This window comes from Pauljensenia sp. UMB9872 (genome assembly GCF_030212665.1).
GTDB classification, from domain to species: domain Bacteria; phylum Actinomycetota; class Actinomycetes; order Actinomycetales; family Actinomycetaceae; genus Pauljensenia; species Pauljensenia turicensis_B.
In genome coordinates this window covers 57,003-69,162 of the sequence record NZ_JASOER010000010.1, presented here as the reverse complement: position 1 = coordinate 69,162, position 12,160 = coordinate 57,003, and the positions used below count along the sequence as shown (strand labels likewise).

The window sequence follows — 12,160 nt, the reverse complement described above, 5'->3', positions numbered from 1 at the left end:
GCCACCCTAGCGTGCTTGGGCACCGCTAGCAGTCCTAGTTGTCTTTGGCCTGATCCAAAAGACAAGCAAGAGAAGCTAAACGCGGATCCACCTGGAAGTGCTCATGATCTTCAGGGAGCTCATCCCACTTCTGTCCGCACACGTCACACAAGCCTCCACAATCAGGCCGACACAGTGGACGATCATCCACCAGCGTCATGATCGAATCGCGAATCATCGGCTCCAGATCGATCGTGTCACGCTGACCAATCAAGCGAACGTCATCGGCGTCGTCGTCCTCCTCTGTAGCCACGGGAGCCGTTTCAAAGAAGACATCCGACGTATCAATGTCATGGTGAACACTGACCGGATCCAGACAGCGCACGCAGTCGCCCACTAGGTCAACACTGGTGGTCAAGCGAACCAATACGCCATCATCAACGCTGGTCAGATCAACCCCAAAATCTAAAGGAGTGCCCGGTTCAACCCCCATTGACGGAGTCCTCAAATCATCGGGCGCAACCCAATGCAGATCCTCGTGACGGAAAGAACCAATCTGACGCGACAGTGTCACCAACGAGATGACAAGAGGAGAGTCACTCATTGTCGAGATCAATGTCAGTCACGTCGATGCCCTGGCGCTCCGCGATGGCACGACGACCGGCCTCAGTGCGACGCTGCAGATCCGCCAACATACCCGACAGCTCAGCTAGCGACTTCGCAACATAGTCGTCAGCGCCCAGACGCAGTTCTTCTTCCTGCTTACGAGCCTGACCAACAATCTCACGACCACGATCTTCGGCCATACGAGTAATGTTCTCGCTGGAAACCAGACGCTTCGCTTGCTCGTTAGCGTCGACCAGAATCGCTTCAGCTTCAGAGCGAGCCTGATTTACGGAAGCCTCAGCTTCTTCGTTCGCGCGAGCAACCGTGCGTTCAGCCTGTTCGTTCGCAGAATCGACGATGTGCTTCGCCTTTTCTTCGGCTTCGTCCAGAGTTGACTGAGCACGAGAATTAGCTTCAGCAATAGTCGTTTCGGCAGCGGTATCTGCGCGCCCTAAAACGGCATCGGCGTCAGCAACAACAGCGTCGGCAGCAACCAAATCTTCCGGCAACGCTTCACGTGCTTGGTCAAGAAGATCCAGGATCTCCGCACGGTTCAGCATGATCATTGCCGAAAGCGGAACAGCGCGAGCCTCTTCGACGAGCGCTTCAATCTGATCGAGAGCAGCAATGACGGTCGACGGTCCGTAAACCGTGTTCTCATCCCACGTCTCGTTTTCGCTGGGTTCAGGCGTTACGGGATCCGACATTGTGTCCTCCAGATCGTTGAAGCGGTCTCAGTGACCTTTCTTTGCTCTATTTTGCGCTACAAACGGCTCAATTTCGTTCGGAACATACCGAGAAACACTTAATCTCAGGTCAAGAAGTTCACGAACCATTGACGAGGACACCAACAACAGCTCTGGTCGGGATGGGATAAACAGAGTTTCCACCCCTCCAAGGTCACGATTCACCGCGGCCTGGGCAAGCTCGGTATCAACATCGCTTGCCCTACGAACGCCCTTAACGATGAAAGAAACATCGTTCGACTTCGCGCAGTCAATCAACGTCCCTTCCATTTTCACGGTGCGCACGTTCCCCAGTTGACCCACGACAGCGTTCACCATGTCGACACGCTTGTCCTGATCGAACATGTATTTCTTCTTAGGGTTTATGCCCACCGCAACAACTAGTTCGTCGGCGAAGGAGGCAGCGCGGGTGATGATATCGGCGTGGCCGATGGTGATGGGATCAAATGATCCCGCAAAAAGAACTCGCATTGTCGTCCTGTTCTAGTAAGTCGAGGATATTGAAGTCGATAGTATCCCCCAAGCCTTGCCGGGTGGGATTAACGACGATTGCTCAATGAACTGATCTGAGATCCAAGTCGGTCTCTACTTCGGCTTTCACGGGCGGACCGGCAAACCATGCGACGGTCTCACCCCACGTCCGCTGATCTTCCTTCACAAGGAAATCCGGCCACAAAGGCTCTGGTGACCTGCTGGAACGCTCAACAACGACAAGCGCATCCGGGGTGATCCACGATCCAAGACGTGAAAGCACCTCCGCCACCTCTTCTTCGCTCACGTCATAGGGAGGATCAAGCAACACAAGATCAAACTCTCCACTGAGCGTCTCAAAATCACGCGCCCCCAAGAAGGTGGCCGCCGAGGCGGTATGAACCCGCGCTTTCAGACCGGTTGCGCGGATGTTGTGAGCAATGATTCGCGCTGCCGGTGCCGATTTTTCAACCAAGTCCACGCGCGAGGCACCTCGTGACGCGGCCTCTAACCCCAATGCTCCCGAACCGGCATAAAGGTCAAGAACCAGACAGTCTTCAACCACGTTCATATGTTCCAGGCGAGAAAACAGCGCCTCGCGGACGCGTTCCGATGTTGGACGCGTCCCCTTCGCGGGAACTTTCAGCACGCGACCTTTGGCTGAGCCTGCAACGATTCGAGTCATGACCCATAGTCTATCGGGCGAAGCAAAACGCCAGGATCGCAGGGATCACCACGGTAGCACCCTTTAGCTCATCGAAATCCAAGCAAGAGAATCAGCCGACAAGCGCCTCAAAGCACACGCTAACTCCGGATGATTCATCAGCTGCGGATCCTCTTCGATAATCCGCAGTGCATCGCTGCGAGCGTGGGAAATAATCCGTTCGTCACGTCGAACAGAAAGGAAACGCAGGTGCGAACTGCGACCGGACTGCCCTGCTCCCAACACATCTCCCTCACGACGGAGCTGAACATCTTTTTCTGCGAGCTCAAAACCGTCCGTCGTTGATGCAAATGCTTCAAGACGCTCCATCGAGTCCGGATTCAAATCGCTACGATGAACCGCCATCGTCACGGATGGGGTCGACGAACGGCCGACGCGGCCTCGTAACTGATGCAACTGCGCCAAGCCGAACTGTTGGGCGTCAACGATCACCATCATCGTCGCACTCTTGACGTCCACGCCCACTTCGATGACGGTCGTAGAAACCAAAATCGGCGATTCTCCGGATGCGAAACGCTCCATGATCTGGGTTTTTTCCGCTGGCGGAGTGCGGCCCGTCAACGTTTCAATCCGGTGCGCTCCAAGAGCGGGAAGACGGCGCAGGGTTTGACTGACCTTTTCGACCGACGCAAGCGGGGGGCGATTCGCTTCTTCTCCTTCAGCGTCGGTGACCTCATCCGTTTCGTCGATACGCGGACAGACAACGTAGACACGCCCACCGCGCTCAATCTCTTCGTGCGCTCGAGTCCACAAGCGCTCCATCCACACCGAATTCGCGCTATCAACAAGGAACGTCTGCACCGGCGTACGACCGGCAGGCATCCCCGCCATGCGTGTCTCTTCCAGATCACCGAACACCGTCATCGCGACCGTACGAGGAATCGGAGTCGCCGTCATCACCAGCTGGTGCGCGCTACGCCCCCCGCCGCGGGTGCGCAATGTATCGCGCTGTTCAACGCCGAAACGATGCTGTTCATCCACAATAACAACGCCGAGGTCTTTGAAAGCAACACTGTCAGAGAACAAAGCGTGAGTCCCCACCACGATCAGTGGCTCCCCCGCTTCAATGAGCGCGCTCATTTCGCGACGCGCCCCAGGCGGTGTCGAACCGGTCAACAGACGAATATCAACTGGTTTCCCATCGACCATGACCCCCTGCGCTAACGCGCGCATCGACTCAAGATGCTGTCCGGCCAGCACTTCAGTCGGCGCCACCAGTGCACCCTGGTGTCCAGCGTCAACCGCCGCAATCAATGCCGCGAGCGCAACAACGGTCTTCCCTGAACCCACATCTCCTTGGAGGAGTCGTTGCATGGGGACGGTCTGGTTCATGTCGGCGTCAATTTCTTTGAGCGCGCGTGATTGGGCGTCGGTCAGAGTGAAGGGAAGCGATGCAATGAATTCACTGACTGCGTGCGATGAGGTGAGCGGACAAGCAGGCGCAACTAGAGAGCGTTCCCCGTAGCGTCGCCTGGCCAGGATGCATTGAAGGGTGAAAGCTTCCTCGAACGCGAATGTGGTTTTCGCCTGTTTGTAGTCGTCGTCGGTAGATGGCTGGTGGAGCATCCTCAAAGCCGTGGCGCGATTGGGTAGTTTTCGTTGTTCTCGGATGTCGGCCGGGATCACGTCGTCAATCGATTCATCGTCCAGAGAATCGAGAATCATGGTGATACTGCGTGCCATGATCCAGCTGGTGATCCCCCCGCTTGTCGGGTAGATCGGGATGGGCCGTTGGGAGCGTTCTTCTGCTGAGTCGCTGGCGTCATCCATTCCTTCGAAGCTGGGGTGTACCAGCGAAAGGTTACCGCGGTAGGATCCGACTTTTCCGGCGAAAAGGAATGAGGCTCCGGGTTTCAAGAGGCGCTGATGGACGGCGAGTTTGTATTCATTGTGCGCGAAGAAGGTCGCGTTCATCGTGGTAATGCCGTCGGTCAGTTGTACTTCGAGGCGAACGCCCTGACGGCTTCGGTTTGCAACGAGGTTTGCTCGTGCAACTTGGGCGAGGATCGTTACATCTTCGCCTTCGTGCAGCATCGACATCGGGGTCAGTGCGCCCCAGTGGTAGTAGCGACGAGGCGCACAAAGAAGCAGGTCTTCAACGGTTTCAAACCCTGCTTTTGCGAGTTTGCGCGCGGTTGGCGCAGGGAGGCGAAGAGAAAGCGGGGTATCGAGTTCGCTCATGCCCACATACCCGCTATGAGACTTCGCCCCGCTTGTCCCCCGTCGATCACATCAATGTCATCGAGGAGAGAGTCAGCGTGCATCACCAGTTGCCGGACCAGTCCAACCAAATCCGGACCGTCGTGTGCGGACAGGAGCAGGCGGAACTGCGTGGGGTTCCTGCGTGCAATGTCGGCGACCAGTTGCGAAATAGCAAGATCATCGTCCGAGTCGAGCGAATAGGTCACCTGGTTTTCAAGCGCTTGGCTCGCCCCTTGGGTGAGCAGGCGTTCCATTGTTGGCCCCACTGTGTGCCCGCCGGGTTGCGGAACGAAGTAGCCGGCGCATGTGTGCGCGACGTAGAACGCTGACAGTTCATCGTTCGACTGCGCCACCACAATGATGGCGTCGGTTGACGAGGTGGCATCTGCGGGCTCGGGGGCAAACAGGGATTGGGGCGCGTTCAGACGAGAGGCAAGCATAGTGCCAAGTGTTGAAGACTCATCGTCGCACGGCACGAACAGACTGACGCCCGTCGATGAGGACGTGGCAATCTCCATGATTCCCGCCCCGTCTTCGGCGCTGGGATTGTATAGAACGATTGCACCTGTTCTGGCGACATCTTCAATCAATCCGGGAGCTCGGGTGCATACAAGGACTCGGGCGCGTTCGACTCGTCGCATGGGTCGCCGTTCGAGAAGGCGAACACCGCGGTGGGTAATGCCTTCTTCGGCGAGCTCGTCGACGCCGAGCATCTCATCTGGACGCGCGTCAGCGACTTGGAATCTGATAAGGCGTCCAGTCTTGGGGCGTACTGAAAGAGGGGCGGACGTGTCGATGTGTAGGCGCCACATTCCTACGCCGAATGGGTCAAGCATTCCAACGCAGGAAAGGCGTGCTCCCATGAGCTCAATGGAAGTAAAAAAGTGGTCTGCGTCTATTGCAGTCGCCTGCCAGACGATATCGACACTGAATGCGCGGTTCGGGGCGGGAACGTTCTGACTGGGGATATCACCGTTGTTTTCCGCTAATTCGCTGAGCATATGAGCCAGCGACTCGAGTACTGATGTTTGTCCTGAAACAACCGAGTCAAAGCAGGCGAAGAGGATGGTCAGGACGGATGCGCCTGCGTCGATACGCCCTGTTCTCTCATTTGTGGCGCCAATCAGGCCTTCTTGAGCTGCGAGTGAGTACCACGAAACCAGGTATTCGTTTGATTCAATCGTGTCGCCCAAATCAGTGGCGGCGGTTCTGGCTGTATCCAAGACCGTCACGATCGCATTCGACAGGTGGGTTCGACGCAAAACGTCAGTGACATGGGAATCGGATTGGATCGCATTTGGTGCACACAGCATGCGACGAAGCTGAATCGGCGTGATCTGACCTGGACCATTGAGGGCCTTGGACCATGCGGAAAGAACAGCAGTAATGATGACGCCAATATGCCCTTGGGCAAGGACGATGCCAGCGTCAACACCGGCTTCAAGCCCGGAAGCAAACGACGAAACCGGATCTAGACGTTCGACGGCGCTTGCCATGGAGGCCAGCGTATGTGCAGCGTTCGTGCCAGTATCGCAGTCTGAGCCGTCCCACCCGTCGAGGTCGTTCAGGAACTGAGCAAGCGTGGCAGATTCATTTGCTGCCACTCGCAACAGGGAGGCGACAGTCCCAGCATTCAGTTCCACTCTTGCTCCATCCGTTTAGCTTTGCGTTCATTATTGTTCAGGGATCAGCGTTCGGCGCGCCAGACACATCTAAGCCCGACAATCGTTGCATTTTTATCGCTTCGTATTCCACGGCTCACGCTGAGCTTCTTGATCGCATTTCTAGGTAAGAACGAACCACATGTAGAAACCAAACTGCGCGCTAGGATTCTGCAAGCGTTGCTCTGGCCTTCAACCCGCTATGCACACTGCCGCGAGCCGCACACAATCCGCGACCTATCAACGAATGTGGGCTACCTGACAGCCCACAAAGGGTGCAAAACTTGGAGTTGAAGGCGTTAATCCGTTAATCTTTCATAGTTGCCTGCGGTGGACTACACCGCTCAATACTGTCCTGTGAAAACGGGAATAACCTATTTTGACAACCGAGGAGATCATCGTGGCTGCCGTTTGTGACGTGTGCGGTAAGGGACCCGGCTTCGGCAAGAGCGTGTCACACTCTCACGTTCGCACCAACCGCCGCTGGAATCCGAACATTCAGCGCGTTCGCGCCCTTGTTGAGGGCACCCCGAAGCGCCTGAACGTGTGCACCAAGTGCCTGAAGTCCGACAAGGTTCAGCGCGCTATCTGATAGCCCCGCACCTGTTGGATGACCTTTAAAAGGTCACTACACTTTATAAGTCTGGCTCGCAAGGATGTCCTTGCGAGCCAGACTTTTTCACCTCGAATGCCTCTTACTCGTTCTTGAAGTGATCCCACTTCCCACGCAAGGCGTGGCCGTTCAGGAACATATTCGCGTTTTCCCCTTCACCGACCTCGCGGACGTGCCCCACAATGCGGAATCCTTCGGGAATGGTCGCATCTGGTCCAAAGGCAGCGATCATGCCGTGGTCTTCTCCGCCGAAGACGACCCATTCCACCGGGTTCACACCGCAGATCTCGGCGAGCTGACGCAACGGTTCTGCTTCGCGTTCCAACGCAGTCGGATCGAGATCAATGATCACACCAGACGCTTTCGCCATACGCGTGCCATCCATAGCAATGCCATCAGATAGGTCCATCATTGCGTGGGCACCGGCGCGCGCAGCAGCTGGCCCGGTCTCCAACGGTGGCTCAGGAGCGCGATACATGTTGAGGGCTTCAGCCATGATCCCCATTGACTCGTCGTCACGAATTGCAGGGTCAATGTGCTCGCCCAGCAACAGATCCAAGCCGGCGTGCGAGAAACCAAGTCGACCACTCACCGCGATCACATCACCGGGCTTCGCTCCCGAACGCACCACGGGATCGCCTTCGCACCAGCCCATGACGGTCATCGACAGCACCATCTTTTCTCCCGCCGACATATCACCACCGACGACGCCGGCACCGACTTCGCGGGCACGATCACCGATACCTCGAACCAAGTCGATCAGCCATTCGACTTCGGTGTCAGGAGTGAGCACAACAGAGATAACGATCGATGACGTGTACCCACCCATACCGGCGATATCTGCAAGATTCTGCGCGGTAATACGAGCACCAATCTGGTAAGCGTCGGACCAATACCGGTGGAAGTGCTGGTCTTCGACGATGACATCCGTCGATACGACGAACGATCCTTCAGGGGTTGCAATCTGCGCACAGTCGTCGCCGATTCCGATCATGGTGCGTTCGCCAACGGGAAGAACTTCCTGATAGCGACGAATGAGTTCAGATTCCGAGCATTCACTTACCAACGTCATGGTTCAAGCCTAGTTGGTTCGTAGAGACGAAAGGACAGCTGGCGCCTGATTCACTCATTAATTCACGAGGCCGCGCACACTATTTCAGCGCTTCATTGGACAAGCGCGCGCACTGAGAAGCGAAAAGACACATTGAGGCTGCCGATGCTACGTTCAGGGACTCGGCCTGACCGGTCATGTCGATGCGGACAAGGGTGTCACACGCATCGAGTTCAGCCTGGCTCATGCCCTTCGCTTCATTGCCGAAGACCCACGCATGAGATGAGGCAAGAGGACCCGCTCCCTCAGCGATTGCCTGAGTCATCGCCTGACCAAGGTCTTCGATGCCCACTCCGCCACTGGTGCCTAGCAGATGCACACCACGTGCTTTGAGCAACTGGGCGGCCTCGTCGAACGAGGCAACGCCAACGAGCGGAAGGTGGAAGACACTGCCTGCGGAGGAACGGATAACCTTTGGGCTGGCAACATTGACGGTGCCCGCAACGACGATGACACTGGCGCATCCCATCGCATCAGCGGTGCGAATGATCGTACCAACGTTGCCCGGATCGCGTCCCTGGGCAAGCACAACATATGTCTGCCGGGGCGCACTATCTGGCAACTTGGACATCAATGCGTCACGTGTTGCAACGGCAATAATGCCCTGAGCATCAGGGCTCATTACAGAAGCGACCTCATCGGTCACCGTATGGCACCAGCGGGTCACACAAGAAGCAAGGGCGTGCACGTCGGGATGCAGACTCGCTGCACCTTCAGTGAAGTACACATCGCGAACATGCTGGCCACTAAAAGCCAGAAGCTCGCGGACTGCTTGTGGCCCTTCAACAAGCAGAAGATTCGTCTTACGACGTGCCGAGCGCCCGGCCAACGCTGCCACTTTCTTCACGCGTTCAGCGTGAGGATTGGCGAGCATGGACGGGCGCTCGGACTTCACAGTCACCGTATGTCAGGCCTTGGGGGCGTTGACGTCTGCCGGCAGAGCATCCTTGGCAACCTGCACCAGCGCGTTGAATGCGTTGATGTCGTTGACGGCGAGCTCGGCGAGCATACGACGGTCGACCTCAACACCAGCAAGGCCGAGGCCCTGGATGAAACGGTTGTAGGTCATGCCCTGTGCGCGCGATGCAGCGTTAATGCGCTGGATCCAGAGGCGACGGAAGTCGCCCTTGCGGGCCTTGCGGTCGCGGTAGGAGTAGACGAAGGAGTGAGTGACCTGCTCCTTGGCCTTGCGGTACATGCGGGAACGCTGACCACGGTAGCCGGACGCCTGCTCGAGGACTGTACGACGCTTCTTCTTGGCGTTAACAGAACGCTTGACACGTGCCATGTTTCAAATCTCCTTTTGCGAAGCTCACTTGCCAAGGAGACGACGGACGCGCTTGACGTCTGCGTTCTCAAGGACTTGGTCAGTGGCGAGGCGGCGGGTCTTGCGGCTGGACTTGTGCTCCAGCAGGTGGCGCGCACCGGCCTGCTCGCGCATGATCTTGCCCGAGCCGGTCACGCGGAAGCGCTTCTTCGCACCGGAGTGCGTCTTGTTCTTCGGCATTTGCTATTCCTTCTTTGTTCCATCAACGCTTACACGTCAATGTCAGTCTTGTCCGTGGTGTCCGCTTTTGCGCAACGTGCCTGGTCCTTGCTTGCGCGTTCCTTACGCTTACCGCGTCGTTCTTCACGCTCTGCTTCACGACGCTTGCGCTGTTCGTTCAAAGCATCAGACTTACGCTTCGTGGGCGCGAGAACCATGGTCATATTGCGACCATCCTGGCGAGGCATGGACTCGACTGTTGCGAGCTCACCAACCTCTTCGGCCAAGCGCTGAAGCAGGCGAACGCCAGCTTCAGGACGGGACTGCTCACGTCCGCGGAACATGATCATGACCTTGACCTTGTCGCCCTGGGAAAGGAAACGCTCAACGTGTCCCTTCTTAACGCCAAAATCATGGTCGTCAATCTTCAAGCGGAAGCGGATCTCTTTCAGCTGGGTGTTCGCCTGATTACGGCGAGCATCGCGAGCCTTCTGGGCGGCTTCGTACTTAAACTTGCCGTAATCCATGAGCTTGGCAACCGGCGGCTTAGCGTCGGGTGCAACCTCTACCAGGTCAAGGCCGGCCTCTTCGGCCAGGCGCAGGGCGTCTTCAACACGAACGACGCCGACCTGTTCCCCTCCGGGCCCCACAAGGCGAACCTCAGGAACTCGGATGCGCTCGTTAATGCGAGTCTCGCTGATGAGTGGCTCCTTCCACGGTACTTCGTGAAGAGCAACGAAAATGGCCTCCGTTGCACTTCATGCGCACGGAGGCCAGCCCATTTGACAGACGTCGAAACGTCTACCGAAGAACCCGATCCCCTTTCACATCACGCCAATTGCGTGGACCTTGGCAAGCCAAGGCGGGCATCCAGGTGGGAGGAAACTCCGCTTGCATTCCAGGCATTCGCCCAGACGGTTGCCTCAACTTTAACATCTGCGCTGATAGCGCACCAATTTCAGTAGCTTCGACGCAGATGGGATCGCTCACATGCGCGAACTATACGACGTGCGGGCTATGCGACGCTCACCCAACGTGGAACGATTTCAATCCTGTCGGCTGATACCCGAAGACGTTGTGAATCTCCGATAGCAGACACTGCTTCCATCAGCGACTTTTTAAGCCCGCGTTGATCAGCATTAGCGTTGACAAACAGGGTGACAGTCACGTTTCCAACTGCCCCGCAGGTCAGCTGCACGTCAACGATCGGCGAGGTTCCGTTATGGCTTACCTGCGCGAGCACCTTCAACTCTTCGGCGAGTTCTTGGTCTTTCCACGCTGGCAACCACGTGTCTCCCTGCGCAAGTGCCGCGACAACGGGACGTGGTATCACAACGTTGGACCCGGCAGGATCCATGACAACTCGACCTCCGGTTTCCACCAGCGCAGCAAGGGCAACGCTGCGGAATGCGAGAGCGGTGGGTCTGGCTAAAGCATCGAAAGCCCGAAGTTGATCGGCCGAAGAGAATACGGCAATCGCCTTGCCTGCCAGGCAGTCAACGCGAACAAAGTCCGTCGGCGCCTGCCCGTCGCCGTCAAACCCTGCGTGGCCTCCGGTGGCTCGCGGATCTTCTTCAACAGCAATCGGGACAATCACGCGATCGTGAGCCAAAGCATCGGCGAGGGCTTCCAATCTGGCTGCGCCATTATCACTATCCACTTCAAGAGCCAGCGCATGCCTCGTCGCTTCGAGAATCTGACCCGAATCGCCGCGATTGCGATTCATCATCTTCAACCGAGCAGCAAGCCGGCTCTTCTGCGCATCATCGAGAACTGGAATTGGGCGCCCATCCATGGTTTCGCTCATCGTTTATAAAGCCCCCGCGCAACCTTCAGGGCTTCTTCGATCGTGAATGCACCAGCGTAGAGGGCTTTGCCGACGATCGCGCCTTCGACGCCAGCGCCAACAAGACCTCGCAGGGTGGCAATATCATCCAGCGTTGACACGCCACCGGATGCCACAACGGCGGCGTCGGTTGCATCGCAAACGCGGGCAAGCAAATCAACGTTCGGTCCCGACAGCATGCCGTCGCGCGTCACGTCAGTGACCACGTAGCGCACGCAACTCGCCTTGTTCAGGCGTTCGATTGTCTCCCAAAGATTGCCTCCATCGCGGGCCCATCCGCGGGCAGACAAGGTATCTCCACGCACGTCCAAGCCGACAGCAATCTGATCGCCATATTCTTTAATAACTCGCTCGGTCCACTCTGGATTTTCCAAAGCTGCAGTACCAAGGTTCACGCGACGGGCACCGGCTCCCAAAGCGCGCTTGAGCGACTCATCATCGCGAATGCCACCGGACAGTTCGACATTCATATCCACGTTCGCGGTGATCTCAGCAAGTAGCGCAGCATTCGACCCACGTCCAAATGCGGCATCCAGATCGACGAGGTGCAGCCACGTTGCCCCAGCATCTGCGAAAGAGCGCGCAGCGTCCATCGGGTGACCGTAGTGTGTTTCCGTACCAGCTTCACCCTGGGTCAGGCGAACGGCTTGTCCGTCGACAACGTCAACGGCGGGAAGAAGAATCAGGTCGTTCATGGAAATCCTTTAATCGTTTA

Annotated in this window: 14 protein-coding genes; 1 reads left to right on the top strand and 13 read right to left on the bottom strand. The window is 57.0% G+C overall.

What is annotated here, in order from left to right; translation table 11 throughout:
- Positions 1-34: 34 nt before the first annotated feature.
- From QP109_RS05465 to QP109_RS05440, 6 genes are all read right to left on the bottom strand, one after another.
- Positions 35-583, bottom strand: coding sequence for a YceD family protein (locus QP109_RS05465; RefSeq protein ID WP_285023854.1), 549 nt, complete (start codon positions 581-583; stop codon positions 35-37).
- On the bottom strand, positions 576-1,292 hold the full coding sequence (locus tag QP109_RS05460) for a hypothetical protein (RefSeq protein ID WP_101627278.1): 717 nt from the start codon (positions 1,290-1,292) through the stop codon (positions 576-578). Before QP109_RS05460 ends, QP109_RS05465 begins: the two co-directional genes overlap by 8 nt.
- 27 nt (positions 1,293-1,319) lie before the next feature.
- Entirely contained in the window at positions 1,320-1,802 is a 483-nt protein-coding gene (gene coaD / locus QP109_RS05455; protein WP_285023851.1) for a pantetheine-phosphate adenylyltransferase, read from the bottom strand.
- An 82-nt stretch (positions 1,803-1,884) separates the two neighbouring features.
- On the bottom strand, positions 1,885-2,487 hold the full coding sequence (gene rsmD, locus QP109_RS05450) for a 16S rRNA (guanine(966)-N(2))-methyltransferase RsmD (RefSeq protein WP_101627280.1): 603 nt from the start codon (positions 2,485-2,487) through the stop codon (positions 1,885-1,887).
- A gap of 63 nt (positions 2,488-2,550) precedes the next feature.
- The gene (locus QP109_RS05445) at positions 2,551-4,707 is read right to left on the bottom strand and encodes an ATP-dependent DNA helicase RecG (protein WP_285023848.1); all 2,157 of its coding nucleotides are present in this window, start codon (positions 4,705-4,707) and stop codon (positions 2,551-2,553) included.
- On the bottom strand, positions 4,704-6,371 hold the full coding sequence (locus QP109_RS05440; protein WP_285023846.1) for a DAK2 domain-containing protein: 1,668 nt from the start codon (positions 6,369-6,371) through the stop codon (positions 4,704-4,706). The genes QP109_RS05445 and QP109_RS05440 overlap by 4 nt, the downstream gene beginning before the upstream one ends.
- Positions 6,372-6,789: 418 nt before the next feature.
- On the opposite strand from QP109_RS05440, the gene rpmB reads away from it, so the two are divergent.
- Complete coding sequence (rpmB, locus tag QP109_RS05435; protein ID WP_006681658.1) at positions 6,790-6,981, top strand: 50S ribosomal protein L28; 192 nt, start codon at positions 6,790-6,792, stop codon at positions 6,979-6,981.
- 103 nt (positions 6,982-7,084) lie between these two features.
- On the opposite strand, the gene thiL is transcribed toward rpmB, so the two are convergent.
- From thiL to priA, 7 genes are all read right to left on the bottom strand, one after another.
- Positions 7,085-8,074, bottom strand: coding sequence for a thiamine-phosphate kinase (gene thiL, locus QP109_RS05430; protein ID WP_101627282.1), 990 nt, complete (start codon positions 8,072-8,074; stop codon positions 7,085-7,087).
- 79 nt (positions 8,075-8,153) lie between these two features.
- A complete protein-coding gene (locus QP109_RS05425) occupies positions 8,154-8,987 on the bottom strand; it encodes a TrmH family RNA methyltransferase (protein ID WP_285023884.1) in 834 nt (277 codons plus the stop codon).
- A gap of 33 nt (positions 8,988-9,020) precedes the next feature.
- A complete protein-coding gene (rplT, locus tag QP109_RS05420; protein ID WP_006681661.1) occupies positions 9,021-9,401 on the bottom strand; it encodes a 50S ribosomal protein L20 in 381 nt (126 codons plus the stop codon).
- Positions 9,402-9,425: 24 nt separating this feature from the next.
- Complete coding sequence (gene rpmI / locus QP109_RS05415) at positions 9,426-9,620, bottom strand: 50S ribosomal protein L35 (RefSeq protein WP_006681662.1); 195 nt, start codon at positions 9,618-9,620, stop codon at positions 9,426-9,428.
- A gap of 29 nt (positions 9,621-9,649) precedes the next feature.
- Positions 9,650-10,249 carry a translation initiation factor IF-3 gene (gene infC, locus QP109_RS05410; protein ID WP_285023843.1) on the bottom strand — a complete coding sequence of 200 codons (600 nt, stop codon included), beginning with the start codon at positions 10,247-10,249 and terminating at the stop codon, positions 9,650-9,652.
- 365 nt (positions 10,250-10,614) lie between these two features.
- Positions 10,615-11,406: an SseB family protein gene (locus QP109_RS05405; protein ID WP_243381051.1), complete on the bottom strand. Its 792-nt coding sequence runs from the start codon at positions 11,404-11,406 to the stop codon at positions 10,615-10,617.
- Positions 11,403-12,140, bottom strand: a complete 738-nt coding sequence (gene priA, locus QP109_RS05400; protein ID WP_285023840.1) for a bifunctional 1-(5-phosphoribosyl)-5-((5-phosphoribosylamino)methylideneamino)imidazole-4-carboxamide isomerase/phosphoribosylanthranilate isomerase PriA — start codon at positions 12,138-12,140, stop codon at positions 11,403-11,405. Before priA ends, QP109_RS05405 begins: the two co-directional genes overlap by 4 nt.
- Between the last annotated feature and the right edge of the window lie 20 nt (positions 12,141-12,160).